At 47.9% G+C, this 25501-nt stretch carries 22 protein-coding genes and 1 riboswitch; of the genes, 11 read left to right on the forward strand and 11 right to left on the reverse strand.

Annotated elements, in window-relative coordinates; genetic code table 11:
• Positions 1 to 354: 354 nt before the first annotated feature.
• From C7R92_RS14175 to C7R92_RS14190, 3 genes are all read left to right on the forward strand, one after another.
• Positions 355 to 1236, forward strand: a complete 882-nt coding sequence (locus C7R92_RS14175) for a DUF4279 domain-containing protein (protein WP_158265755.1) — start codon at positions 355 to 357, stop codon at positions 1234 to 1236.
• A 508-nt stretch (positions 1237 to 1744) separates the two neighbouring features.
• Entirely contained in the window at positions 1745 to 2317 is a 573-nt protein-coding gene (locus C7R92_RS14185) for an RNA polymerase sigma factor (protein ID WP_106834705.1), read from the forward strand.
• A complete protein-coding gene (locus tag C7R92_RS14190) occupies positions 2310 to 3773 on the forward strand; it encodes a DUF4179 domain-containing protein (protein ID WP_106834706.1) in 1464 nt (487 codons plus the stop codon). The genes C7R92_RS14185 and C7R92_RS14190 overlap by 8 nt, the downstream gene beginning before the upstream one ends.
• Before the next feature lie 39 nt (positions 3774 to 3812).
• On the opposite strand, the gene C7R92_RS14195 is transcribed toward C7R92_RS14190, so the two are convergent.
• Positions 3813 to 5096 carry a haloacid dehalogenase-like hydrolase gene (locus C7R92_RS14195; protein ID WP_106834707.1) on the reverse strand — a complete coding sequence of 428 codons (1284 nt, stop codon included), beginning with the start codon at positions 5094 to 5096 and terminating at the stop codon, positions 3813 to 3815.
• Positions 5097 to 5386: 290 nt separating this feature from the next.
• Between C7R92_RS14195 and C7R92_RS14200 the strand changes: the two genes are divergently transcribed.
• Together C7R92_RS14200 and cls are read left to right on the forward strand one after the other, a co-directional pair.
• Positions 5387 to 6331, forward strand: a complete 945-nt coding sequence (locus tag C7R92_RS14200; RefSeq protein WP_017252496.1) for an aminopeptidase — start codon at positions 5387 to 5389, stop codon at positions 6329 to 6331.
• 82 nt (positions 6332 to 6413) lie between these two features.
• Entirely contained in the window at positions 6414 to 7862 is a 1449-nt protein-coding gene (gene cls / locus C7R92_RS14205; protein WP_106834708.1) for a cardiolipin synthase, read from the forward strand.
• 86 nt (positions 7863 to 7948) lie between these two features.
• Here the strand turns inward: cls and C7R92_RS14210 are convergent, their stop codons facing one another.
• Positions 7949 to 8929 (reverse strand): aromatic ring-hydroxylating oxygenase subunit alpha, encoded by a 981-nt coding sequence (locus C7R92_RS14210; RefSeq protein ID WP_106834709.1) that lies wholly within the window; start codon positions 8927 to 8929, stop codon positions 7949 to 7951.
• A 206-nt stretch (positions 8930 to 9135) separates the two neighbouring features.
• Here C7R92_RS14210 and C7R92_RS14215 point away from each other — a divergent pair, with 206 nt between their 5' ends.
• On the forward strand, positions 9136 to 10485 hold the full coding sequence (locus C7R92_RS14215; RefSeq protein ID WP_106834710.1) for a uracil-xanthine permease family protein: 1350 nt from the start codon (positions 9136 to 9138) through the stop codon (positions 10483 to 10485).
• A gap of 46 nt (positions 10486 to 10531) precedes the next feature.
• Here C7R92_RS14215 and C7R92_RS14220 read toward each other — a convergent pair whose 3' ends face one another.
• From C7R92_RS14220 to C7R92_RS14240, 5 genes are all read right to left on the reverse strand, one after another.
• Positions 10532 to 11506, reverse strand: a complete 975-nt coding sequence (locus C7R92_RS14220; protein WP_106834711.1) for an ABC transporter substrate-binding protein — start codon at positions 11504 to 11506, stop codon at positions 10532 to 10534.
• A 67-nt stretch (positions 11507 to 11573) separates the two neighbouring features.
• Positions 11574 to 13199, reverse strand: coding sequence for a helix-turn-helix domain-containing protein (locus tag C7R92_RS14225; protein ID WP_244195750.1), 1626 nt, complete (start codon positions 13197 to 13199; stop codon positions 11574 to 11576).
• Positions 13200 to 13216: 17 nt separating this feature from the next.
• A complete protein-coding gene (locus tag C7R92_RS14230) occupies positions 13217 to 13600 on the reverse strand; it encodes an OsmC family protein (RefSeq protein ID WP_007720051.1) in 384 nt (127 codons plus the stop codon).
• Between the two features lie 94 nt (positions 13601 to 13694).
• Positions 13695 to 15332, reverse strand: a complete 1638-nt coding sequence (locus C7R92_RS14235; protein WP_106834713.1) for a M20/M25/M40 family metallo-hydrolase — start codon at positions 15330 to 15332, stop codon at positions 13695 to 13697.
• Between the two features lie 58 nt (positions 15333 to 15390).
• A complete protein-coding gene (locus tag C7R92_RS14240; RefSeq protein ID WP_106834714.1) occupies positions 15391 to 16131 on the reverse strand; it encodes an IclR family transcriptional regulator in 741 nt (246 codons plus the stop codon).
• Positions 16132 to 16483: 352 nt separating this feature from the next.
• Here C7R92_RS14240 and C7R92_RS14245 point away from each other — a divergent pair, with 352 nt between their 5' ends.
• Together C7R92_RS14245 and C7R92_RS14250 are read left to right on the forward strand one after the other, a co-directional pair.
• Positions 16484 to 17248 (forward strand): dimethylarginine dimethylaminohydrolase family protein, encoded by a 765-nt coding sequence (locus tag C7R92_RS14245; RefSeq protein WP_106834715.1) that lies wholly within the window; start codon positions 16484 to 16486, stop codon positions 17246 to 17248.
• A gap of 72 nt (positions 17249 to 17320) precedes the next feature.
• Positions 17321 to 18730: an amino acid permease gene (locus C7R92_RS14250; RefSeq protein ID WP_106834716.1), complete on the forward strand. Its 1410-nt coding sequence runs from the start codon at positions 17321 to 17323 to the stop codon at positions 18728 to 18730.
• Between the two features lie 75 nt (positions 18731 to 18805).
• Here the strand turns inward: C7R92_RS14250 and C7R92_RS14255 are convergent, their stop codons facing one another.
• Positions 18806 to 20122, reverse strand: a complete 1317-nt coding sequence (locus C7R92_RS14255; RefSeq protein ID WP_106834717.1) for a D-arabinono-1,4-lactone oxidase — start codon at positions 20120 to 20122, stop codon at positions 18806 to 18808.
• Positions 20110 to 21297 carry an amino acid deaminase/aldolase gene (locus C7R92_RS14260; protein WP_106834718.1) on the reverse strand — a complete coding sequence of 396 codons (1188 nt, stop codon included), beginning with the start codon at positions 21295 to 21297 and terminating at the stop codon, positions 20110 to 20112. The genes C7R92_RS14255 and C7R92_RS14260 overlap by 13 nt, the downstream gene beginning before the upstream one ends.
• A gap of 470 nt (positions 21298 to 21767) precedes the next feature.
• Positions 21768 to 21867, forward strand: a riboswitch (purine riboswitch).
• Between the two features lie 52 nt (positions 21868 to 21919).
• Here C7R92_RS14260 and C7R92_RS14270 point away from each other — a divergent pair.
• The 3 genes from C7R92_RS14270 (at position 21920) to C7R92_RS14280 (ending at position 24125) form a co-directional block, all read left to right on the forward strand.
• Positions 21920 to 23353, forward strand: a complete 1434-nt coding sequence (locus C7R92_RS14270; protein ID WP_106834720.1) for an NAD(P)/FAD-dependent oxidoreductase — start codon at positions 21920 to 21922, stop codon at positions 23351 to 23353.
• 183 nt (positions 23354 to 23536) lie between these two features.
• A complete protein-coding gene (locus tag C7R92_RS14275) occupies positions 23537 to 23857 on the forward strand; it encodes a hypothetical protein (RefSeq protein ID WP_106834721.1) in 321 nt (106 codons plus the stop codon).
• Positions 23850 to 24125 carry a hypothetical protein gene (locus C7R92_RS14280; protein WP_106834722.1) on the forward strand — a complete coding sequence of 92 codons (276 nt, stop codon included), beginning with the start codon at positions 23850 to 23852 and terminating at the stop codon, positions 24123 to 24125. The genes C7R92_RS14275 and C7R92_RS14280 overlap by 8 nt, the downstream gene beginning before the upstream one ends.
• A gap of 50 nt (positions 24126 to 24175) precedes the next feature.
• On the opposite strand, the gene C7R92_RS14285 is transcribed toward C7R92_RS14280, so the two are convergent.
• Together C7R92_RS14285 and C7R92_RS14290 are read right to left on the reverse strand one after the other, a co-directional pair.
• Positions 24176 to 24589: a MarR family winged helix-turn-helix transcriptional regulator gene (locus C7R92_RS14285; RefSeq protein ID WP_007720039.1), complete on the reverse strand. Its 414-nt coding sequence runs from the start codon at positions 24587 to 24589 to the stop codon at positions 24176 to 24178.
• A 201-nt stretch (positions 24590 to 24790) separates the two neighbouring features.
• Complete coding sequence (locus C7R92_RS14290; protein WP_017252478.1) at positions 24791 to 25408, reverse strand: DUF3298 and DUF4163 domain-containing protein; 618 nt, start codon at positions 25406 to 25408, stop codon at positions 24791 to 24793.
• Positions 25409 to 25501 lie beyond the last annotated feature (93 nt).

Below are 25501 nucleotides of genomic sequence, written 5' to 3' on the forward strand. Positions count from 1 at the left end.
TTCTAATCGTCATTTCGATCAATTTACAGAAGCAATTGGATTGGATCGACATCTTCCTGATAGGTCATTGTGAATATATTGTAGATTGATGAAACATCCTCTGTCAGGATGTTTTTTTATTCCAGTTTTTGCAGTTGGTAAAAACCTGCATATCATTTTATGGTTATATTTGTAAGTGTATGATATATATGAAGACAAATATGATGACTATCTTTGGCTAGGAAAAAAGAAACAAGGAAGGAATGAATGGATACAGTTGTTTTTTGACATTATCGATGCCGCTGACATGTTCCCTTTGCGTGGAAATATACCTGAACATTAATCCATACACTTAATACGGAGGTGATGGTGATTATGGATGTGAGACTAACCACCCAGGACAATGAAGATACATGTATAAGTGCAGAATTTTGGTGTTTAGCAGAAGATCAGTTTGATACCCAGATATTATCAGAAGAGCTGTGTCTGATCCCAACATCGACAAGAAAAAAAGGGGAATTAACTCAAGAAAAAATACCTGCTCCTGATACGAGTTGGGAAATTTCAACATCATATGAGGCTTCACTCGATATCAACAACCAGCTTCTCCCGCTCCTTCGTATGCTAGACGGAAGACAAAAAAAATTACAAAAATTAAAACAAGAACATAATCTCATCTATGGAATCGAATTCTTCATCTATGCGTACGAGAGACAAATCCCTCGAATGAAGCTGACACAAGAAACGATCCAATTTATGAGTGAGATCGGAGGCATGGCGAGGATAAACATCATCATCTACCCTGACGATCTGCCTCCAAACTTGGAACTCAAAGCCCCCCAAGGTACAAGTATCAAGGTAGCCTTCCTGGTCAAAGGAGCTGACACGCAACCGGACTTGAACCCACAACTTCTTCAAGTTTCCCCACACGCATCTTGGATACAAGGGGAACAGACGTCGGATGGGGCAGTATGGTATCTCGAAACGTTAGAGGAAGAAACAGATGATACAGAGGAATTACTGCTGGCAATGATAGACACGTTGAAAGAGGAAAAAGAGTCACTTATCAGTCAGAAGGAAGAACAAAAACTGTCATATGAAATCGTCGTGTACGCTCATGTCAGAAATCGGCAAGAGCCTGCGATCACTGCAAAAGAAAACGTCATCTCACTTTTGCATGAGATCGGAGCTACGCTTGAATTCGTATTGTTCTACGCGTCAGAAGAAAATCGGTATGAAGACGACGGATTGATATAAGAGAAAAAGATCTCTTGATGTTCAATATTACGAAGTAGACAGCAAAGGAGATAACGGATAATTACAAAGGAAACTGGGAGCTAAGTGCTCCCTATTTTCGTTGTAATAACATAGTGGAGGTTTTTTCAGTGACATACTATTCTTTCCTTGTCTTTGTGCTTTTCCTGCTAATCACTAAAGTATATAACTTTATCGAGAGTATACTCAGCCCACTAGATTTCGCCTTAGTTGTCGGTATGGGAGTTTTTATGCTATTACTAAAAGGTTGCGAATGGTTATCTGTCCTATTGGAAAAGTTTTGTATCAAGTTCAAAATAAAAGTATGGCAATTGTATGTAGTCACTATTATTTTGTATTTCTTATTTTAGCTGCTTACGCATAGTATTCACCCGTTTCTGTTCAGGGGACGGGTTTTTCCATGTTCAGTATATTTTCGCCTATTTAACGTGAACCAAACTCCACGTTCTCGTGAATATACAGTAGAGCAAAAACGAAGGGAGGAAACGCTGTGGATGAGTGGGAGTTGATTGCCAAATGCCAAGAGGGCGAGCCTGAGGCTTTCGAACAATTGGTCAAGCCTTATCTGGCGATGGCATACCGTACAGCGTACTTGATCATTCATGACAAGCATCTGGCACAGGACGCCGTTCAGGAAGGGCTCATCGAAGCGTATCAGCACATAGACCGACTCGATAAAAAACGGGGAGTGGCCTTTCGCAATTGGCTATACCGGATCATTACGTTTCGGGCTCTGAATCTGGTACGCAAGCAGAAGCCTGTAGTGGAGTATGAGGAGATGATCCCGGAAGAAGCGCTAACGCCGCTGGATAACGTGATCAAGCAGGAGGAGCAGCGGCAAATATGGCAGGCGATTCGCAGCATGAAGGCGGAGCATCGGGCGGTCATTATTCTTTACTATTACGAGGGCTTCAGCGTGTCGGAGATCGCCAAAATTACGGGCTCCTTCGAGGGCACGGTCAAATCGCGGATGCACAAGGCGAGGAAGCTGATTGCACAGCAATTGGACAAGGGTTGCATTCCATCAGATTTTTTGCAGGAAGGGGCAATGACTCATGACTAACGAGGAACGGCAAATCCAAGAGACGCTTAGGAAAGTAGCGGGAGCTGTCGAGATACCGAGTTTTCAAATGCCAAGCAAAAATGACGGACTGCAAGTGAGAAGGCGTCCATTTTACCGTAGCAAAAGATGGGCTTCCATCGGCATCGCTTCTGCGGTTGTACTCGGGCTGCTCGGAAGCATACAGGTGTCCCCGTCGTTTGCGGCCTATGTCAAATCGATCTTTGCTCAAGACGGATTCGATGAAGGAGTGCAACAGGCGGCGAGACAAGGCTTCTCCGAAACATCGAATCTTTCTGTTACGGATCAGGGGATTACCTTGGAGGTAAAGGAAATCATTGCTGATCCGGTGCAGGTAATGGTTGCTTTAATGATTAAGCAGTCGGATGGCAAGCCGTTGCTCCCTACATATCCGTCAGCGACAAACGCAGAATCCAATGCCATTGAATTGCTGGATGCCAAAGGGGAGGTCATTTCTGACGAGTGGGGAACAACCTTTGAAGATAATGCCGGATTCATCCGGTTTACCCTCGGGAAAAAAGGACAGGAGCCCCTTCCGAAGACGTTGTCGATCCATTTTGATGAAATAGGCGACAGAAAAGGAAACTGGAAGCTGCAAGTTCCGATCACGATGGCAAAAACAACGGCCGCAACCACTGTGTTGCCTGTCAATCAAACGCAAGAGACGAAGCATGGATTGAAGATGACCCTGCACCAGATCGTCAACACGCCAACGGCCACCCGGATTGAGCTGGAAACACAATGGACAGATGCGGCCAAAAAACAACTGGAACAAGAAGCAAAAAAGCTAACCGGAAAGACGACGAACCCGGATTACGCTCCATTTCTTCCGTATCAGCAATATAGGCTGGGATATTACTACGAGGGAGCAGATGGCAGCAAGGGGAAGGAAAGAATCATATATAATTCTTATTCCATTGATCGCTATGGGCATTTCCGTTGGATCAATGACGACGATCCGTTGCAAAAAAGCAAAGCAGCGACATTGGTCATAAATAGCCTCCATAAAGCGATCCCGTACGATATGAGTGTCACCTTTCATCCGGATGAATTGAACAAGAAGCCAGTGATCAAACAAGTAGGAGAAGATATCTTTACGTTGAAAAGCATCAAGCTGGCAAAAGATGATGATTCGGAAAAACAGCAAATGGAAATGGAGATCGAGGTACAATCCAAAGATATTACGAGGATTTATTTGCCTTGGTGGGTACTTCAAGATGGGCAGGGGACAACCTACCGGGCTAAAATGGGTCATCAATCCAAGGGACCCGTTGATCAGTCAGGACGCGAGCGAGCAACGTACAAAATTCGGCTGGAGGACAGCAGAGATTGGGAAGGAGGAGAAATAACCAAGCTCCCGGAGAAGCTCACGCTACGCCTGGATGCTGTTCAGAAAAAATATCCACTCGAGTGGCGAATTCCAGTTACCCATCCATAAAGCTAAAACCGCCCCGTATTAAAGGGCGGTTTTTCCTGTTTATTTCGCTACCAACTGCGGCTCTGTCTGCCCTAGTCGGATCGTCGCTTCGCTCGGAATCCACATACCTGTGTTCTCGTCACGTCCTTGCAGGACAACCGTAGGTTTTGCTTTGCCCATCTGTTCGGCACCTTTGGCAATTTGCTGCCCAATTTTGCCGCCCTTGACGCGGTTCACAACGAGCACGAGCTGCACGCTGTCCAGCTCTGTCATCATCTCGAAATCACCGTTGCTATCGCCTGCGATGAAGATAGGGCCGTGACCATACTTTTTCACCAATACATCCTGGATCACTTCCGTCTTGCCGTGGGCTACCGTGATCGGGTAGTCAGGCTGGTACACATTCGTAATCCGTCCGTTTTCTGTTTTCAGACGCATGCCGATGATGTTCTCCGCTGGGAGATTGTAGCCATATTTCGGGAGAGTGGCAAAGACACGAACGACATCCTCCAAGGAGGCACTCACGACATACACATCGATGCCATTGGCACGCAGTGTGTTCATCAGGTTTGCGACTTCGGAAGTGAGGCGCAGGCCTGTTGTATGAGAGGCTTTCACCACGCCTGCTTTGCCTGCCAACGATTTCGGGCTCGTCCAGGTTACTTTTTGAATCGACATACCGAGGCTGAGATCATTGGATGCTTCCGCCAACTGTTGTACTTCTTCAACGGTCATGTTCGTGAAGAGGTAGAGCACCCACGGATAGCCAATCGAGTTGCTGTGTGTATCGTTGATTGCTTCATACAAGAAAAACAGCTTAGCTTTGAAATCTGCGAACTGCTCTGTTGCTGTCACTTCTTCCAGCGACTTTGTTCCTTTAAGACCTAGATAATTTTGATATAAGTACGTGTAGTCGGCTACGAGATCAGTCGCGATGGCATCGAGTGTGACAGGCTTGCCGTCGACATTTTTATACGAATCGGAAAACGGTCCCTCTGGTACATTCGTGCGGATGACCTTCCCGAATTCTTCAGGTGTGAGCTTGTAAGCCAAATGGTTGATCTGATAGACAAACAGCGCTTCTTCGGTGTCATGCATGATGCTCGTATTGTCCCAGTCAAAAACGACATACGGCTTTTTCTTGGCATTGTAGGTAGCGCTCTTGACGCCGTTTTTCTCAATCAATTCATGGACGGCTTGATAAGTCGCAGGTGCCCATTTCCCCTTGTCGAGCATCTGCACGTTGGTGTCCTTGGCCAAAGCTGGCATTTGCATCGCGAGTAGAGCGACGATCATCAGCATGGTCAGCCACCACGTTTTGGGTTGTGCTTTTCTGTGTGACATGGTTGTCATCCCCTTCTTCTTTTTCTCGAGCCCCAAATGAAAACGTTATCATTTCTTTCAAAAGAAAAAGGTCTTCCCCACGCCTTTTGCAAAGCGCGGGTAGAAGACCTCATTGTCTTAAGCGTTTTCATTTGTATTCTAATCATACTAAATCTTACAGCAAAAGCAAGAAGATTCCGATAAACTTGATAAGGGCAGGACTAACGATCTAATCTAGCGAAGACAGAAGAGTTTGCAAGAAAAAAGTGGATATAATCTAACCATCAGATAGATGAGAAGGATGATGCGGCGTGACATTGATAGAATCCAGCAAAGGCATTTTGATGAATTGCTTGGCATTACAGGCGAATGAGACATTTTTGGTGGTGGCCGACGAGCGGAAGCGGGACATCGGTGAGGCGCTCTGGGAAGCGGGTAAACAGCTCGGGGCAGAAGCGATGCTGATGGTCATGAAGGAGCGGGAAAAGTCCGGTCAAGAACCTCCTGCGGCTGTTGCAGCGGCGATGAAGAGCGCAGATGTGGTGGTATGTGTGACCCAACACTCTTTGACTCATACAAAAGCACGAAAAGAAGCAGCAGCAAATGGTACAAGACTGGCTACCATGCCAGCTATTACGGAAGACATGTTCCTTGCGGGAGCGATTTCCGCTGACTATACACAAGTAAAGGCACTCACCGAGCGCGTGACCGAAATGCTGACGCGGGCAAGTACCGTGCGGATCGAAAAAGCGGGCAAGTCACTGACGTTTTCCATCGCAGATCGCAATGGGGTGCCGAGTACGGGCATGTACGTCAATCCTGGAGAATCGGGCAATTTGCCTTCCGGAGAAGCGTATATCGCCCCATTGGAAGGGACGGCAGAGGGACAAATCCTCGTCGATGGCTCCATCGCTGGTATCGGAAAAATTGATTCGCCCCTGCTACTGACGGTCCAAAATGGTCGGATCACAGAGGCAGAAGGAACGGCGGGTGAACGCCTCCTGCAAATGCTTGGGGACCAAGACGGGCGGATGCTGGGTGAATTCGGAATCGGAACGAATGATAAGGCGCGTATCACGGGAGTTGTGTTAGAGGACGAGAAGGTGTACGGAACGATTCACGTAGCCTTTGGTAGCAACAACACGTTTGGCGGGACAATTGTTGCGGGGGTACATATTGATCTGGTTGTCAAAGAGCCGGATGTGTATTTGGACGACAAATGTATCATGAAGAGCGGAAAACTATTGACAACATAGGACAAACTAGATGGATAGGAAGGATGAATCCCAATAGTAAATGTTGTAATATGGGAGAAATCCTAGAGGTGGATGTGGTGTGATGGCAATGTTTGAAAAAATATTTGCGATTATAACAATAGGTAACCTGATCTTGGCTGCCGTTCTTATTTTCATGGAGAGGCGAAACATTGCGGCAACCTGGGCCTGGTTGATGGTTCTGCTGTTTTTGCCGGGCATCGGGTTTATCGTTTACCTGATTTTTGGACATAAGCTAAGCAAGAAAAAGCTGTATCGGCTCAAGGAAGGGGAATTTTCTCATTTTCGAGCTGCGGTCGATAGACAAAAGCAGTTGCTTGCCCATGGTGAACTACAGGTGAACGACCCTGAGATGGAGAGACACCGCGACATGATTTTCATGAACGTGGTAAGTGATGGAGCGTACTATACGCAGGATAATACCATTCAGGTTTTTAAGGAAGGCCATAGTTTGTTCAACCTCATGTTCAAACAGATGGAGGAAGCACGCGAGCATATACATTTGCTCTACTATATTTTGAATGACGATGATTTAGGGAAACAGCTCATTCAACTGTTGACGAAGAAGGCTAAGGAGGGCGTCGAGATTCGATTGCTCTATGATGCGGTAGGGTCTTCTGGTGTCTCATCCCGGTTCCTGCGCCCACTGGTAGAGGCGGGGGGACAAGTCGCCTCCTTTTTCCCGGCGAAGATTCCGTTCCTTAATTTTCGGGTCAACTTCAGGAATCATCGCAAGCTGACGATTATTGATGGCAAGATTGGCTATATCGGAGGCTTCAACATCGGGGATGAATACTTGGGTAAGGATAAGAAGCTGGGGTATTGGCGTGATACCCATTTGCTGATAGAGGGAAGAGCGGTGTATATGCTGCAAGCACGCTTTTTCCTGGACTGGAATTTGTCCGCTCCGAAAAGAATGCATGAGTCACTCGCGTATTTTCCAGAGATTCAAGAGTCCGAGGGCACGATTGGCGTTCAGATCGTATCGAGCGGGCCAAACTCGGAAAAAGAGCAAATTAAGCATGCATTTTTGAAGATGATTTACAAGGCACGGAAAAAGATTTACTTGCAGACGCCGTATTTCGTTCCCGATGAAGGTATGCTGACCGCACTAAAAATGGCGGCAATGTCCGGGGTAGATGTACGGGTGATGGTCCCGGGAAAGCCAGATCATTTGTTGGTATTCTGGGCGACTCACTCTTATCTCGGTGATTTGTTAAAGAGCGGTGTGCGCTGCTTCCTCTACGAAAAAGGCTTCATGCACGCCAAAACAATCGTGGTTGATACCCAGTTGTCATCTGTAGGAACAGCCAATGTTGATATTCGTAGCTTCAAGCTGAATTTCGAGACGAATGCGTTTATGTACGATTCGAAGATGGCAGAGGAGTTAGAGGAACTGTTTGTCTCCGACCTGGCTGATTGCCGGGAGATGACACTGGGGGAGTATGTAAGCCGACCACTGCGTTTACGCTTGCTGGAATCGTTGACGCGGCTGTTGTCTCCGCTTTTATAAAAGCTGTACGGGAAAGTACAAGAGGACCTGTTAACCTACGTGAGCAATCACGGAGTTGGCAGGTCCTTTTATTTTCGTTAAGAAGCTTATGCCGTACCGAACGTGATACCCATCTCCGTCAAGTATTGACGGTAAGCGATGCTCGCACGGTCGCATTTTAAGGATAGCTCTACTTGTAAATCAAGTGGCAGGTCCTCAGGCTTTTGATTTTCCACGATCGGTTTATCTTGTGCAAAGATGAGGTTTTGGAAGCTAATGATTTCCTCATCGGAAAGGTTCGTCTCATAATTAAAAGAAAGTACGCCATAAGCTACGCTTCGCGCTTCATCCAGCGGCATCACAGTAAGCAAAATGGACATCAGATTGCCGTTTTCCGCATCGCGTTTCGTGAATTTTACCGTGAGCGGACGGAGGATTTCGTATGTGTAATAGACGTGCTTCGCTTGACCAGTACCGTCCGGGTCAGGCTGAAAAATCTTGATCTCATCTGTGCGAATAACACCGTTCTCGTTGCGGTGAACGCGGTAATCCCCGATTTCCATGTGCGTTTCGACACCCAAATACCCCTCATGAACGACAGCCAAGTGGCCTACATCCAAAAAGTTCTCTACGACGCGTGGAGGCTTGGCCATCACTGTCTGTGGCCCCCAGATGACATTTCGAAAACGTTCATCCTCAAATTCCGGCAGGGCAAAAAACTCGGGAGATTGGTTGGCGAGATTCACCCACACGAATCCATATCGCTCTGCACAGCCGTATAAAATAGCACGCGCTTTGCCGGGTATCGCTTGCTCGGCAGGCAACTGAGGGATTTTTACACAGGCGCCGGATGCTTCATATTCCCATCCATGATACGGACAGACCAGCTTTCCATCTCGGACACAGCCCAGAGACAGGGCAGCGCCTCTGTGAATACAGAGGTCTTTAAACGCATGGATTCCTTCTTCGCTGCGGAAGAGGACGACCCGCTCGCCCATAATGGTGGCCTGGATCGGGCGGTCTTGCACATCCACCGAACGACAGGCGACGATCCACTCATTACGCAGCACGGTATCTTGCACGATCATTGATGAGACACTCCCTTTGTCGATACTTCGGTTATTCACCCATTGTAGCGGGAGAGTAGAAGGGAAGTCAACAGAAAACACGAACGTTATTGAGGTGTAATACCTATTTATTACGTGAATAGTTGCCTAAAAACGGATTTATTCGGTATAATCCTACTTATATCGTTCGTGATTAGCTAAACTACCACTAGGGAGGCCTTTTGAAAGTGGAACAACATCGAGAAAGCAATCAGCTTGTTGTGGGCGTCGATGACAAAATCAGTGTGGGCAAGGCGTTTTTACTTGGTTTGCAGCATGTGTTGGCTATGGACTTGTACATTGCTCCTATTATTATTGCTGGGCTGCTGACCATGGACGCTTCAAGCACTTCTTTCTTTATTCAAATGTGTTTTCTTGCGACGGGTATCGGGACGTTGATCCAGACTGGATTTGGATTGCGTTTGCCTGTCGTGCAAGGCCCTTCCTATGTACCTATCGGTGCGCTAGCTGCGATCGGCAGTAAGCTGGGGATGGGTGCGATGATTGGCAGCATGATTCCCGGAGCGCTGTTTGTAGCCCTGATGGGGTATCCATTGAAGTGGTTTGCCAAAGCGGTTCGCAAGTTTATTCCACCGCTAGTCGGCGGGACGGTGATCATCATCGTAGGCATTGCTTTGATGCCAACTGGGATGGGAAACATTTATCACTCCCCGGGAAATATTTGGACCAACATTTTGATTGCCGCCGTTTCAGCTGGTGTGCTTGTCATCTGTATGCTGCTGGGCACAAGAGCAAAGGTTGCGGGGGCGTTTTTTAGACTGGTATCTGTCCTGATTGCGATTTTCGTCGGAACGGTAACCGCTGCTTTTTTTGGAACGGTAGATTTTAGTCCGGTTGGACAAGCACCGTGGCTGTCCATGCCGAAGCTGTTTCCGTATGGGGCTCCTGTATTTGATCTCAGTGCTGTTTTAACGATGCTTTTTGTTTATATGATTATCATGATTGAAACAACAGGGACTTGGTTCGTCGTCTCTACGGTAACGAACAGTGAATTGACGGAGGAGCGATTGAATCGCGGTGCTGTCGGTGAAGGCTTGGGGTGCTTTGTCGGGGCATTGTTCGGAGGTACACCTACGACTGGCTATTCCTCCAATGCAGGGTTGATTGCGGTGACAGGAGTAGGAAGCCGGATGGCGATTATGGCCGGAGGATTGATCTTGATTGCCCTTGGGCTGGTCCCTAAGCTGTCGGCGGCGATTACTTGTATACCGGAGCCAGTCATCAACGGGATTTTTGGGATCGTGTGTGTAGCGATTGTGGCGAATGGGATCAAAGTCATTCAAAACATTACGATTGATGACCGCACGATGATGGTCATTGGTCTGCCGATCCTGCTGACGATGGCGGTAACCGTCCTGCCGAAGGACGCACTCGCAGGAGTACCAGATTTCGTGAACTACATTTTATCGTCAGGCATTACAGTAGGGGCGTTGGCAACAGTTCTTTTGAATCTGCTCATTCCAGAAGGCAAAAAGAACCGAGCGAAGGTTCCACAACAACAGCCTGTCAGCAATTGATAAAAAACAGCCCGCGAAGCTGAGCTTCCGGGCTGTTTTTGCATGGTTATTTTTTCGTTCCGGTCAAATACTGCACAGCTTCATCCAGCTGCTTTTCAATCAGAATGGCGTCGTATCCTAGCCATCTGTCCACGTCGACAACATAAACATGGTTATTTTTGACGGCAGGCAAGTTTTTCCACAGACTGCTTTGCTCGATTTCTTTTAGATATTGGGTGGCATCTTCCCCTGGGAACAGCATCAGGAAAATATGGTCAGCCGTATATTCTGGCAAAAGCTCCATCGACAGGTCATTTGACCAGAACAGCGGGTCTTTTTCAATCTCGGTCTTGATGAGTGCAGGTGGCGTCAACTGTAGATCGTTGTACAAAACATGCCCCATATTACGAGCGCCGTACATTTTGATTGTTTTCGCACGGACGTTCATAGCTGCCACGGTCTCGTTTTTTCCGACCTTGGCTTGTACGAGCTTGCGAGCTTCTTCCACCTTTGCTTTGTACTTTTCTTCCCAAGCCTTTCCTTCTTTCTCCATGCCTAGTGCTTTCGCTACCTTCTGTACATGACCAAAGACATCGTGTTGATCAAAATCGATTGCAACAACGGGGGCGATTTTTGTCAGCTTCTCATATACTTGTTGTTCGTCATCGGAGCCTGTCAGGATCAAGTCAGGCTGCAATTCAAGGATTTTCTCCAGATTGTAAGCATCATAATCTCCCACGACTTCGATGCCACTGACCAACGGAGCCATGTCCACACCTTCCATATGTCCCTTCAATGCTCCGATTGGCTTCACACCTAGAGCAAGCATAGAGCCCACATATTGCAGGGCTACGACACGTTTTGGCTTCAAGGGAATGGTGGATTCGCCTTTCGCGTGCTTCAATACGCGTGTTTCGCCACCTTTGTTCTCTTGTGCAGGTGCCGATGGATTAGGGCTGGCTGTCTGACCGCATGCCGTGAGCAAGAGCAAGGAAAGCATCATGAATCCGGGCAGCCAAGCTTGTATGCGTAATCGTTTCATCGTATATCCTCCATGAATGAAAATGATTCTCATTAACGAAGTTCATCTTACCCTGAATGTACTCTTTTCATCCATGGAGAATGATCCGTTTTTCTTTGGACAATGTGGTGGTGTTAGAATGGGTCAAAATTTGGACGATCTCTTCCAGTTGGATGTCGAGGGAGAGGGGATCATACGAAAACCAAATCGGGTTGAGAATGACCACTTGCCCTTTTTGTACAGCAGGAATTCGTTGCCACACATCCTGTTTCATTAACTCTTTGAAGTGTGCCCGTGAGAGATCATCATCAAAAATATGAACGAACAGCCAATCTGCTGCGTACTGGCTTAATTGATTCTCGTTGATTTTGGTCGCCCAAAAATTGGGGTTGCGTGTCAACTCTTCTTGAATGATTCTGGGTGGCGTCAGCTTCAAGGATTTGTATAGTACATGCCCGATATTTCTGGCACCGTATGCAAATAGGCTCTGTGGACGCACATTGAGGATCAAGAAAGTTTCTTCCTTTTGGATATGAGCGTCGATGCATCGCTTCGCCTTCAAAACCTTCTGTTCATGCTGCCTGAGCCACATGTGTGCCTGATCTTTCATGCAAAGCACATCGGCCAGTATGTTCAAATGACCAAATACATCATGCGCAAGCCACGGAAGTGCAAGAGTAGGTGCAATCTTGGAGAAAGTAGCGCAATCTCCTGTCGATTCGGTCAAAATAAACGTCGGTTGCAATGGTTCGATCAAGTCTGGCGTGTTCTCGGGCAGGCTGACAATCTCATCTGCCTCTTTCATCCGCAATTGCTCGCGTAAATAAGTGACCTGCTCTTCCGGAGCGCCAACCGGTCTGATTCCCAGTGCCAATAAATACTCGGCATAGTGGAAGGTGACGGGCGCCATTTGCTTCTGATTCATGCGGACAAAGACAGTTGGCGACACGCCTATCTGCTGTTTGAAGCGTCTGCTGAAGTAAAACTCATCGGCATAACCGACCAGGCGTGCTACTTCGCGCAATCGTTTATTCGATTCGCGAAGTAGCGTCTTCGCATGCTCCATCCGGCAGCTCGTCAAATATTCGATCGGGCTTTTTCCGACCTTTTTCTTGAAGACTTCGGAGTAATACCGAGGGGTAAGGCCAGCTCGATTCGCCAAATCGTCTAAGGTGATTGGCTCCGCATAATTTGTATGAATGTAAGAAAGAGTCTGATCGACAACGTTTGATGTTTCTATGGTAGATTGCTGTTCTGCATGGCTCCAAATCAGATTTAGCAATTGCTGAAAGCGAATTTGATTTTGAAAAGCTTCCAACGGATCAATGGTTTGTCGATGGGCAAACAGCGTGAGGGCAAGCTCCGTGCCGTGATCGACCTGGTGAAATAAACATGAGCTGTGGTCCAGATGCCAGGAAAGACTCGGGCTGTAAGCGTTGGTGACCTGATCTGACTGTTGCAGGGCATCAAAATAAAATACGAGGAAACGGAGTGGATCTTCTGTATCAGCGCGTACTTGCCTCGCAGATTCTCGAGAAAGAACCAGCACACTTCCATCTAGTAGAGTGGCTTGATCCAACACGTTCAGCATCCGGCCCGTTCCTTTTGTCACGATGAGCACGGCATGGGTAGATCCGCCGGAAAACGTCCATGCTTCTGTCGGTGACAAGGTGACCTGCTGTATGTCTTGAAGTAAAAACAAAGGAGTGGGCATTAGCACTGCATTTCCTATCATGATACCAATTCGAAGGACTCGGTTACGACGATGCTTCCCTTGACAGATTGGACCATCGGGCAGTTTTTGCTCGCGGCTTCAATGGCTTTTTGCACTTTTTCTTCTTTCATATTTTCACCCGTAATGATGAAGTGGAGGTGAATTTTTTCAACCCGATTTGCCTCTGCCTCATTTCGCTGCACATCTGCTGTTACTTTCATATCCGTGCACGGCATTCTCATCTTGTCCAATACTTTTCGCAAAACACCGCCACTGCAAACAGCGATGGAAGAGACCAAGAGCTGGTAGGGGCGAAAGCCATACTGTTCATCACCCGATACATGCAGCTCACCGTAGGACAGTTGCGTGACAAAGCCATTTTCTTTCGCTTGAAATTCCATGCGTAACCCTCCCTTGAAATGGTTTTTCTTCATTATAAGGAAAAAGGCTCCTGTGCGACAGTAATCTATCGGTACAGGAACCTTTTCCTATTTGCTATTCTTTCCATGCTTTCCCATTTTGCAAAAGAGACTGGATACAACGAGGAAGCATGTCTTTTAACGTATCGAATGCATAGTCGACGTCTAGACGCTCTGTCCATTGATGGGCGTCACGTCCGACTGGACCGAGGTTCATGACAGGTACATCAAAAGCTTCGAGCTCCTGAAGCGGAATGGAGTAGCCGTTGTCCCACAAAGGCATGTTTGCTACCAATGGCTTCATGGATGCCGCCGGATATTGGAGTCCGACGTAGCTTAAGTCAGAGATACCGCCAAAGTAGTTTTGTTTGACCAAATTGACCTGGTGCTGATCTCTCGCGTATGCTTTCATCTCTTCCATCGTTTGCTGGATCAGAGGATGATTGCGCGAGCTGACTGCCGGGTAAAACGGCGGAGCGAAGAACAAGATCATCATCGGCGACAGTTCTTTGCACAGAATCGCTAATTGATCCACCAGCTCGATCGTGGTGTCGCGATCGTCCTTGTCGCCGCGGTTGGCGATGACATCTGCTTCCAGCTGGCGCAGCTTTTCTTCCCCGTACGTTTTCTTCGCATAGGCATACAGTTCTTCGTAAGTCATGACGGAAATGGACAGATCGCGCGGGCTAAAAGGCGCAAAGTTGGCAAACTGGCTCGCGTGTTTGAGATAGTTTTGTTTCATGCGCTCTGCGACATTTCTTGCGGATTCCAGCAGCGGCTCTACGACATCCTCCATTTGCTTTTCCAGCAGGAACAGGTTGAACAGTGTCACAGCACGATGCGGAATTTGCACAGAGTACTCTTTTTTCAGATCCTTTTGAATCAGGTTCGTCGGCGGAGGAGATGCTTCTCCCTCGACGACCTCGCAGAAGGATGTGTTCAGCTCCAGCTCACATGTCATTTGAGAGGCCATGTAATTGCCGTTTAACCCAGCAAAAGGCTCGCCGACATGTGTTTCTTTGCCGTAGCAGAGGAAGCCTGGCAGCACTTTTCCGATGGAGCCTGTGTACAAGTACGTATTCGTATCCCCTGGATAGCGGGTAAACATCGGCTCGGAGTTGAGCACGGTCGTGTAGCTCAGGTCGAACTCTTCGGCGATTTTCAACAGTGCTGGGACTGCTGCACGCATCCCGACAGAATTCACCTCTTCGTCAGGGACGGTCAGAAGCAAAATGTTGCCGTCGAACTCTCCCGCAATCGCTTGCTCAATCATCGACATGTGCAGCGTCAGTCCGCATTTCATATCCATGGTGCCACGGCCAAACAGCCAGTTGCCGGTACGAATATCCTGTTGAACGTCTGCTGGCATATCCGCTTGGTTTTGCAGGAAGAGAGGAGTGAGGGTCTTCGGATCAAAAGCATGCTTCATCCAAGCACCGTAATCCTCGACATCGACCACATCAAAATGGCTGACGAGAATGACGGTGTCCCGTACACCTTCTTTTTTAACCAGAGCAGTGACAAAATGGCGCCCGTCCCCGGTCGGATTCGCACGCACATGATCGGGATTGGCTTGATAATAAGGCAGGGTGCGCAATTGATCGACGACGTAGCTAGGCAAGTCCTTCTCGGCAGCTGATCCTGTAATGCTTGGAATGCTTACCAAATTGCACAAGAGATCAACGAGCTGCTCTTTTGTTTGCCATTTTTGCATAAAAAACGCCTCCGTTTTCCGTATAGTGAAAACTGTTTCCGTTTAGTGGGCAAAAAAATTAAGGTAAGGCACCGATCTTGTGGGAAATTTCTTGGGCACTTTGTTGGGTTTGTTCAATGAGTGAGGACAACAGTTGTTCGTTGATCCGATAGCTCGGAACGCCGATACTCAAAGCGCCCACGACCTTTTGGTTGACACCGAAGATAGGAGCGGCAATGGATGCGGTACCCTCGGTTTTCTCACCGTAGCTTGCTGCATAGCCGTTTTGTCTGATTTCTGGCAGTCGTTCTAACAGCTCGCGACGTTTTTCTGCATCCGGGATTAAATCGGTCACGATTTGCTCTGCTTCGGTCGGATTCATGCTGGCGAGAATCGTTTTGTTTGCCGCACCGATATGTAGCGGAATACGCTCGCCCAGATTATCCATGCTTCTGACAGACATGGGACCTTCTACTCGTTCGAGTACGATGGCATGAGAGCCCTGTGGAATGTTCAGATAGACGGTTTCTCGTACATCTGCTGCCAATCGCTCCATGACAGTTCGGGCGACAGCGCGCATGTCCATCTTGTCCAGGATACGCAGCCCGATTTCCATCCACGTATAGCCGACCTTGTACTGCTTGCTCTCAGGAACCTGGAGGATGAGTCCATGCTTGATGAGGCTGCTTATTAAACGGTGTACGGTACTCAGTGGCAGGTTCGTTTGTTCAGCAATTTCCGAGATGGACCAATGCTGCTTGTTTGGATCTGATACCAGGACGGAGATGATGCTCATCGCCCGGTCAATCGATTGTACCAACGTACGTTACCTCCTGGCTTTGTTGCATAGTGACTGCTTTTCGAATGTCACGCCAGCTTAATATGACCTCAATCTATCAGAATTTTTCAGCCGAATCAATATAATTTAGACCAGATAAAAATTCGTTGACAAAAAATTTGAAACTATTTTACATTAAGAGTGTAATTTTGTATTGCAGAAGCGATTCCACAATGCGGAATATTTCTGAGTGATTGCTCAGAGGAGAATGAATGCAACATGGTGGCGATGAACAAGCAAAAGTAGCAGAAGCGGAAGCGTTTACATGCTCGTTTCTCCGTCGCCCACTGTTAGACAAAAGCAAGATTCGAAAACAGAAGGGAGATCTATCATCATGAAATTTTCACGTGCGATTGTAAGAAAACCGGGAAATAGCTATGTAAATGGTTTGACGACTTCTGATTTGGGTACACCTGATTTTGAACTTGCTCTTAAACAGCATGCCGCTTATGTAGAAGCGCTGAAACAGACAGGTCTGGATGTAACCGTTCTGGAAGCGGACGAGCGTTTCCCGGATTCTACGTTTGTGGAAGATTCAGCTGTCCTCACGGAAAAGTGCGCCGTCATCACCAATCCCGGTGCAGAAAGCCGCAATGGTGAAATTGAGGATATGAAATTGGTGCTTCCTCGTTTCTATGACACGATTGAATATATTCAGGCCCCTGGCTTCCTCGATGGTGGAGACGTTATGCAGGTAGACAACCATTTTTATGTCGGTCTGTCGACACGCACGAATGAAGAAGGAGCGATCCAGTTCCGCGAGATTCTCTCCAAATACGGATATGAGGTCACGATTGTCCCGTTGAAAGAGTTTTTCCACCTGAAAACAGGTATTGCCTACCTCGGCAATGACTTGCTGGTTCTGGCTGGGGAGTTCATCGATTCTGAAGTGTTTAGCCAATACAAGCATCTGATCGTGGAAAAAGAAGTCGAGTACTCTGCGAACTGCATCCATATCAACGACTACGTCATCATTCCAAAAGGCTTTGAGAGCACGAAAAAGCAAATCACTGACGCTGGCTACAACGTGATTGAGCTGGATATGTCTGAATTCCGTAAACAAGACGGAGGATTGAGCTGCCTGTCCCTGCGTTTCTAGCGCAGGCAGTTCTCTCTTCTTTTATAGACCCCTGATAGACCTCTTAATAAGCTGGTGAAAGAGAGGAATCATATGAACACTGGGAATGAAAGAGACACACAGCTACAACGCTCCATGAAAAGTCGCCATTTGTTTATGCTGTCGTTAGGTGGCGTGATCGGGACAGGGCTCTTCCTCAATGCTGGCTTCACGATCAATCAGGCTGGACCTGGTGGGGCGCTTCTCGCCTATATTGTCGGCGGGGTTCTGCTGTATCTGGTCATGACGTGCCTGGGTGAGCTTTCTGTAAAAATGCCAGTAACAGGCTCTTTCCAAGCTTATGCCAGCAAGTATATTGGTCCGGCGAGTGGGTTTACACTGGGATGGATGTATTGGCTAGGGTCAGCTACAACGGCCGGGGTAGAGTTCACTGCCGCGGGCATGGTCATGCAAAGGTGGTTCCCGGATACGCCGATCTGGATTTGGTGCGCGCTCTTTATCGTTTTGCTCTTTGCCTTCAATGCGCTAACGACAAAAGGGTTTGCAGAAACCGAATACTGGTTTGCCGGAATTAAAGTATTCGCTGTACTTATGTTTATTATTGTCGGACTAGGTGCTATATTCGGTATTGTCAATATGGAAGGAAGACCCGCTCCGTTTCTCTCCAACTTCTCGGCAGATGGGGGACTATTCCCGTTTGGCATTGCGATCGTCTTTGTGACGATGATGAACGTCGTATTCTCTTATCAAGGCTCTGAATTGATCGGAATTGCAGCCGGTGAAGCAGAAGACCCGCAGAAGACCATTCCGCGGGCGGTTCGCAACGTTGTGTTTCGCATTCTCGTGTTCTATGTGGCGTCAGTCACGATCTTGTCTGCACTCTTTCCATCGAGTGAGCTGGGACTCTTGGAGAGCCCGTTTGTGACGGTATTTGATGCAGTGGGGATTCCTTTTGCAGCGGATATCATGAACTTCGTCATCTTGACGGCTTTGTTGTCTGTCGGTAACTCATGCTTGTACGCAGCCACTCGCTTGTTGTGGTCACTTTCCCATAGCAATATGGCGCATCCTGTTTTTGGGAAGTTGACCAAGCGTAAAGTGCCCTTGAACGCACTCTTAGCGACGCTGGCGTTCTCGCTTCTGTCTCTGTTAACCAGCGTGGTTGCAGCGGATACGGTATACGTGCTGCTCATGTCTGTATCCGGTATTGCGGTCACCTTCACGTGGATGGGGATTGCTCTCTCTCAATTTAATTTCCGTCGTCAATACTTGCGAGAGGGTGGAAAAATAGAAGATTTGCAGTTCGTAGCCCCGTTTTACCCGGTGATGCCGCTCCTGTGTCTGGCTCTTTGTACATTCATTCTGATCTTCCCTGCGTTTGACCCGACACAGCGAATTGGACTCTTCTACGGAATTGGTGCGCTCGTGCTGTTCTATACCTTCTATTATGTGCGCTATGGACGCAAAAAGGCGCATCAACCGAATCTCCCAACGCAAGGCTAAGTCTTCCTGCTCAATAGAAAAATGCCCCTGCCATGATGATATGGTCGGGGCATTTTTGTGGCGTAAGGTTTGTCTTCAGGAGATGCCGAACAGCTCGGCTAAATACGGGTTCACGAACAAACCGTCAGGGTCGAGCACAGAGCGAATGGCGAGGAAATCAGACAAGCGAGGATAGACCTGATGGAGCTGTTCGGCGGTCATGCTGTGCATTTTCCCCCAGTGTGGACGTCCGCCATATCGGGCGAAAATCTCCTCCATCCGGGCAAAGTATGCTTCGTACGGCATGCCCTTGTACATGTGGACGGCAATGAAGGCACTATCCCTTTCGTAAGCGGGACTGAGCCAGATGTCGTCCTTTTTGACGTACCGGCATTCCAGCGGAAAATGAACGGCAAAGCGTTCCTGCTCAATCGCCTGACGCAGCTCCAGTATGGCATCGCCCATATGCTCAGCGGGTAGGCAGTATTCCATTTCGTAAAAACGAACAAGGCGAGGGGTGGCGAAAAGCTGATGGCTGTAGCCGCTCTCATGGACAGAGGGAACGCTTTGGGCGGACAGCCTGCTGACGCTTTTGGTGAGAGAAGGGCGCAATCGGCAGCTCTCGGACAAGAGCCAAAATAGCCCATTTTCCACCACCATTTTTTTCAAATAGCTCCATCGTTGATTGCCGCTGGGGGGATCGTTGGTCTCGTTCATGAATTTCACCTGAACGGTATCCGAATAGGGGAAGATAAAGAATTCGAAATGCCGATGCTCGGTTTTAAACGTCTCCAGAGAGGACAGGCACTCCTCTAGCTGCATGCGACGGCTTTGGTAGCGCAGGCGATAGGCTGGGAGGACACGCAGCTTGACGCGTACGATGATGCCCAAGAGACCAAGAGAGACTTGCATGGCTTTGAACAGCTCCGGACGGGATTGCTCAGATACTTCCAAGACTTCGCCGGAGGCGGTCACGACTGTCAGCCCGACGACTTGCGTGGAGATGCTGCCAAAATGAATGCCTGTGCCATGCGTTCCGGTGCTGACGGCCCCTGCAATGGACTGGGCGTTAATGTCTCCGAGGTTTTCTTGGGAGTAGCCCGCTTGATGCAGGAGGTGTCCGAGTGTCTTGAGCTTGGTGCCTGCCCAGACTTCAACGGTATCAGAGGCAGGATCTACACTGACGATTCCTTGGAGATGATCTAGGGATAGCAAGCAATCTTCTGTCTGGACGAGCCGCGTGAAGGAATGACCGGAACCGACGACTCGAATCCGTGTACCTGCCTTTTGGCAAGCAAGGACAAGCTGCACGACCTCATCTACGGACTCTGGCATCGCGATTTGCTTTGGCTGGCTTTGTACATTTCCTGTCCAATTGGCCCAGTGATTCGCGTGCTTCTTTACAGTGAGCATAATCCATCCCCCCGATAGGTGGTCACTTCCTCGATGATTTTCCCGCCAGAGATGCAATACAGCCGGGTAAAACGTTCGCAGAGCTCTCCTGCTTTGGCATGGCGGAAAAAGATCGGGTCTCCCAACTCCAGCGTTTCCATGCCTTGATAGTGGATCGGTGTCTGTACTTCACCTGCTCCTTCGTTGGGGAACAGCTTTGCTCCCGTTGGCAAGTAAGGCTTGGGGAGTCTGTCACGCCCAGCAGAACCAGAGGCGATGTAGCCTCCGCCGGCACATGTGTAGATATGCTCTGTGGGCTTGCGGATAATCTCCAGAGCAAATCCGGCAGCAGGATGAAACCGAAAATCTTGAAAGTAGTCAAAGAGCCCAGGCGAAAAAAATCCGGAGCCTGCTGTCACCTCTGTAACAGCGTCTTCTTTCCCGGTCAAGTGCAAGCTGCCCGTTCCTCCACCGTTTACGAAGCGCAGAGAAATGCCTAGCTCGCGAATGGCATGCACCAGTGTGGCACGTCGAGCAGCCACTTCTTTCACGGAATATTGCTTGAGAAGACGAATGATGCTGTTTTTCAGGAATTGACGAGGGTATCGATCACCTACGCCAGCAATTTGAGCTTCGTACCCCATGACACCATCTAGGTAGAGATGATCGGAGGAAGCAACGCGCTTGGCAAGGGAGAGGGACGCCTCGAGAGAGCGAAGAGGAGAGCGCCAGACGCCGAAATGCAGCCCCAACACATCTGACGACATGTCGATATCGAGACAGACCGGCAGTCTGGTTCCTGTTTCCCGGGCGATTTGTTCGAGCTGTTCGACATGAGGGAGAGAGTCGATCATCAAAGTAATGGAGCGTCCGTTTTTAATCTCAGAGGCGATGGACAAAAGCCAGCTTTTTTCCCAGAGGGGATAGCCAAGCAGCAGGTCATCGAAGCCTGCCTCGCACAGGTGAAGCACCTCAGGAGCGGAATAGCACATGAGACCACGAAAGCAATCGTCCAACTGCAATACATGTTTGAGAATGGCAACGCTTCGGATCGACTTGCTCGCGATTCGAACGGGTTTTCCATTGCTTTGCAAACTGATTTGCTCCGCATTTTCCTCCAGCAGATCTAGGTCGACGAAAGCGAACGGCTTGGGAACACCGGCAAAGGCAGACTGATAATAGCGATAATCCCGCATGTACAGGCCTCATCCTTTTTTAAGAGGTTGTTCAAAAAGTCGTCTTTTGATCATGGAGTAGTCCTGAAAGCTGATTCGACTTCGAAAGAGACATTCACCTTCGAAGTCCGGTGCTCATGTAGGTTCCCTACACTCCGCTCCTCCTTCTTCAGGTTCTCGCCCCTTTCTCGATGCTGAAAAGACGACTTTTTGCACTCGATTTGAGTGAAATAATGATCAGAAATATTTCTTAAAATTCTTTCTATTCTATTCGTTTGTGATTGATTCCTTCCTGAGCAGATGAGCGTCATGTATAGAAATAACGAATGTTCGCTTTTAAATGTTCGGGTTTTGGTGTGTTAGCGGATTGTAAAGTCATGTTTACGATAAAAATAACTTTAAAAGACGAATAAATAGGCTGTTTTCGGTTGACTTGATTCACCTTATAAGCTACTATACATATTGTTGTGAAGAACAACACAGGCTTGACGAATGAAATAGTGATTTGTATTCGTATATCCTCAGAAATATGGTTTGAGGGTCTCTACAGGGAACCGTAAATTCCCGGCTACGAATAGGGCAGGTTTGGTATACCCTATTCGTCGGCCGGGAATTTTTTGCATTTTTTTGGGGAGGGAACGAAATGAACAAGTATGATGTGATCGTTGTAGGAGCAGGACCAGCAGGGATTTTTACATGCTACGAGGTAATGCGAAAAGCACCGAATGCCAAGGTGCTGTTGATTGATAAAGGGCATGACATCTATAGCAGACGCTGTCCGATCTTGGAAGAAAAGATCAAGCTCTGCCCGCCGCCAGCAGGAAAAAAAGAATTCGCAGGCTGTTTGCCGGCCTGTTCGATTACCAGTGGTTTTGGTGGAGCAGGCGCCTATAGCGATGGCAAATTTAACATCACCACCGAATTTGGCGGTTGGATGACAGACTATCTCAGCCCTTCCGCTGTACTTGGGCTGATCAAGTACGTAGATGAAATCAATTTGGAGCATGGGGCTACCCACTCGATTACGGACCCGACCACAGAGACGATCAAGAGCATCGAGCAGCGCGGCTATGCAGCAGGACTCAAGCTGTTGCGAGCACAGGTACGTCACTTGGGAACGGAGCAAAACCTGGAGATTCTCCAGTCGATCTTCGAGCATTTGAAAAAGCATGTCGACATGATGTTCAAGACGGAGGTCGAGGACATCATTACGGTGAAAGAAGCAGACGGACATCAGGTAAAAGGTGTCGTCTTGAAAAACGGCCAGGAGTATGAAGCTGATTACGTGGTAATCGGACCAGGACGCGATGGCTCCGCTTGGTTGACGGATATCCTGAAAAAGCGTCGCCTGAAAATGTACAACAATCAAGTCGACGTAGGCGTACGTGTGGAGACGTCCGATGTCGTCATGCGCGAAATCAATGAACACTTGTACGAAGGAAAATTCATTTTCAATACATCTGTCGGAACGCGTGTACGGACGTTTTGCAGCAATCCATCCGGTCACGTAGTCGTGGAAAACCATAGTGGAGTGATGGCAGCAAACGGGCACTCTTACAAAGACCCAGCGCTGGGCTCGATGAATACGAACTTTGCGCTCTTGGTATCGCATACGTTTACAGAGCCGTTTGACAAGCCGAATGAGTACGCGAGAGAAATTTGCAAGCGAGCGAATGATCTGTCAAACGGTGGGGTCATCGTACAAAAGTACGGCGATATCTTGCGCGGTCGCCGTTCTACTGAGTCGCGTATTAAGGAAGGCTTCTTGGAGCCTACTCTGAAGGAAGCGGTACCGGGTGATTTGGGACTCGTGTTGCCTTACAATACGATGAAAAGTTTGATCGAGATGGTGGAAGCTCTGGACAAGGTAACACCGGGAATTGCCTCCGAGCACACATTGTTCTACGGAGTGGAAGCAAAATTCTACTCGGCACGTCCGAAACTGACGGAGGAATTCGAAACGGAAATCAAGGGATTGTTCTGTGGCGGGGATGGTGCCGGAATTACACGTGGTCTGGCACAGGCCGGAGCTGCTGGGGTCTGGATGGCTCGCAATATCGCAAAACGCATGCAATAACGAATACGATCATAACGAATAGGCTTCTTGCTGGGCACGAGTGTGCTTGGTGGGGAGCCTTTTTGCATGACAGAACAACATCAGGAAAGTAATGATCCCGATGTCACGAGGAATTAGGCAGAAGCGTATTGTATAGAAGGGCCACTTATCAAACCACGACCTTTTGTTGGCATGGAGGTATCTATGTTTTTTTGTGATGATGATGATACCGCTGTAATAGCACTTTGGATTATTTCGATTGGCTTTGTCATACTCGCCATTGATAAAACAACCAAATTAAGTCAAAAGCCTGCCTGCGAAAATGCGACTTCGGCGCAACCGCTGATCCAATCGAACAAGAAAGCCAATGGGAAGAATAAGAATGGCAATGACAATGATAACGATGATGATAGGCAATTCAAACGAATTGAACAGCAAATTGCTCAATTACGAGACAGTATGCAAGATATAAAGAAGAATTTGCAGGAGAAGCCATCCAAAAACGGAGGGAAGAAGGATGATTGACAAAAATCTGGCGAATGAGCTGGTAGCGGTAGGCGGGTGGATTGCAGTTCTGGGTGCCTTCCTCACTGCTATAGGCTCGACTGGACAGGTGGAACCGGACCAGGATACTTCTACAGCGAAAGAGGCAAATGACAAAGAATCAAATGATTTGAAAAAACAAGTGCTGCAACAGAAAAAACAATTGCAAAAGCAACAGATACAGCTTGAACTGATTCAATTGGAACAAGAGCTCAACACCATCATCCATAGCACAAGGAAAAATGGCTAACAAAAAATGACTTCACCAAACTGCTTTTGGGAGAAGTCATTTTTTACTTGCTACAATGGCTGCAAATTATCGTTCATTTTCTTCAGTACGCGGTTAAAGATAGCGAGTTCTGCTTCGTCAAGGCCGCGGAGTGCCAGTTCCTCTTGCTCTTTGGCAGCTTCCAGCCATTCCGGGAAACGTTCGACTGCTTGCGGAGACAAGGACACATAGCGCTCACGCTTGTCATCACCCTCTGAGCGAATAATCCAGCCCATCTCTTCCAATCGGGTGAGTGTCCGGGTAATCGTCGGCGCTTCCACATTCAGGTAGTTACTCAATTGAACCTGGGTGAGCGATTCACGGTAATGCAAGCAAAGGATAATCCCCCATTGCGAACTGTATAATCCCATGGGAGACATAGTCCCATTTAACGATTTACTGAATATTCTTGCGGTTTGGCTAATTCGATGACCATAATATTGCATGAATATATACCTCCAGGAAAGCTGGTCCGATATATCGTACACTTTATTGCTTAAGTAAATATGTACAATAACATACTAGCAGTTCGGGACATATAAGTAAACGTTTATTCGGTGGCGAAATAATGGATTTTCTGACACAAATAGAATCAGGCGACTGTCATGGAAGAAGACACTCACCTGGCTGAAAAATATGGTGATGCATTAATCTGCGGATAAGATACTCAATGGTCCTTTTTCATTGATGAGCGGCTCCAGTTCATAAACCGAAATGGGGAACATGGGGAAACCGACGTAGTAAGGCGTAATTTCGTACAACTGGAAGTAGATGACCAGTGCTTTGTCGGCTAGGTAATAATCTTGATCGGGCTTAATCGAAGTAAAGCCATTGAGTGTGGGGATGCTTCTTTCTTTGATTTGACGCTTGATGTTTTCAGAAATCACCTTGACGTAATCGCTTCCTGGCTTGAATAATTCACGCAGCGTATACAGCTTGCCTGTTTGGATATCTGCGGTGATTGACCCGAGGAAGGTCATGCCGTGAGCCATTTGCGGTGTGTAGGCGTAGTTGCTCAACACGACACTGAAAATGCCGCGTTCGTTTGTCTTGATTTCGTAGCTTCCTTGCATTTCTGTATTTCCTGGTACCTGGACCCGTTGCTGCTCGTGAATTAAGCCTTGAACCGTTTGATAAATCGCCCGGTTGATATCTTTTTCCGCTTGCTGGTTGGCTAGGCCTGCCAATTGCGGGTAGTAAATGGTGGTGTTCGGTCGGCTAATTGTCCGTGTCAGCACGGTGGCTGGCAATTGATTGAGTTCCACTTTTCTCCGTTTGCCTCCTGTACGTGTGAGTTGTGTAATAGCCTATTCGAAATTGTTTTTGGCTGTTCTCACTTTTTTCACAAATTTGGCAAA

It is taken from the genome of Brevibacillus porteri (assembly GCF_003013475.1).
In the GTDB taxonomy this organism is placed as follows: Bacteria; Bacillota; Bacilli; order Brevibacillales; family Brevibacillaceae; genus Brevibacillus; species Brevibacillus porteri.

Coding starts and splice junctions, on each gene's coding strand:
- C7R92_RS14235 (WP_106834713.1), bottom strand. CDS start 15,332: ATGCAAAAATGGCAAACAAAAGAGCAGCTCGTTGATCTCTTGTGCAAT.
- C7R92_RS14280 (WP_106834722.1), top strand. CDS start 23,850: ATGATTGACAAAAATCTGGCGAATGAGCTGGTAGCGGTAGGCGGGTGG.
- C7R92_RS14255 (WP_106834717.1), bottom strand. CDS start 20,122: ATGCTCACTGTAAAGAAGCACGCGAATCACTGGGCCAATTGGACAGGA.
- C7R92_RS14260 (WP_106834718.1), bottom strand. CDS start 21,297: ATGCGGGATTATCGCTATTATCAGTCTGCCTTTGCCGGTGTTCCCAAG.
- cls (WP_106834708.1), top strand. CDS start 6,414: ATGGCAATGTTTGAAAAAATATTTGCGATTATAACAATAGGTAACCTG.
- C7R92_RS14230 (WP_007720051.1), bottom strand. CDS start 13,600: ATGGAATTTCAAGCGAAAGAAAATGGCTTTGTCACGCAACTGTCCTAC.
- C7R92_RS14190 (WP_106834706.1), top strand. CDS start 2,310: ATGACTAACGAGGAACGGCAAATCCAAGAGACGCTTAGGAAAGTAGCG.
- C7R92_RS14175 (WP_158265755.1), top strand. CDS start 355: ATGGATGTGAGACTAACCACCCAGGACAATGAAGATACATGTATAAGT.
- C7R92_RS14245 (WP_106834715.1), top strand. CDS start 16,484: ATGAAATTTTCACGTGCGATTGTAAGAAAACCGGGAAATAGCTATGTA.
- C7R92_RS14270 (WP_106834720.1), top strand. CDS start 21,920: ATGAACAAGTATGATGTGATCGTTGTAGGAGCAGGACCAGCAGGGATT.
- C7R92_RS14225 (WP_244195750.1), bottom strand. CDS start 13,199: ATGCCCACTCCTTTGTTTTTACTTCAAGACATACAGCAGGTCACCTTG.
- C7R92_RS14210 (WP_106834709.1), bottom strand. CDS start 8,929: ATGATCGTGCAAGATACCGTGCTGCGTAATGAGTGGATCGTCGCCTGT.
- C7R92_RS14285 (WP_007720039.1), bottom strand. CDS start 24,589: ATGCAATATTATGGTCATCGAATTAGCCAAACCGCAAGAATATTCAGT.
- C7R92_RS14195 (WP_106834707.1), bottom strand. CDS start 5,096: ATGTCACACAGAAAAGCACAACCCAAAACGTGGTGGCTGACCATGCTG.
- C7R92_RS14250 (WP_106834716.1), top strand. CDS start 17,321: ATGAACACTGGGAATGAAAGAGACACACAGCTACAACGCTCCATGAAA.
- C7R92_RS14220 (WP_106834711.1), bottom strand. CDS start 11,506: ATGAAACGATTACGCATACAAGCTTGGCTGCCCGGATTCATGATGCTT.
- C7R92_RS14275 (WP_106834721.1), top strand. CDS start 23,537: ATGTTTTTTTGTGATGATGATGATACCGCTGTAATAGCACTTTGGATT.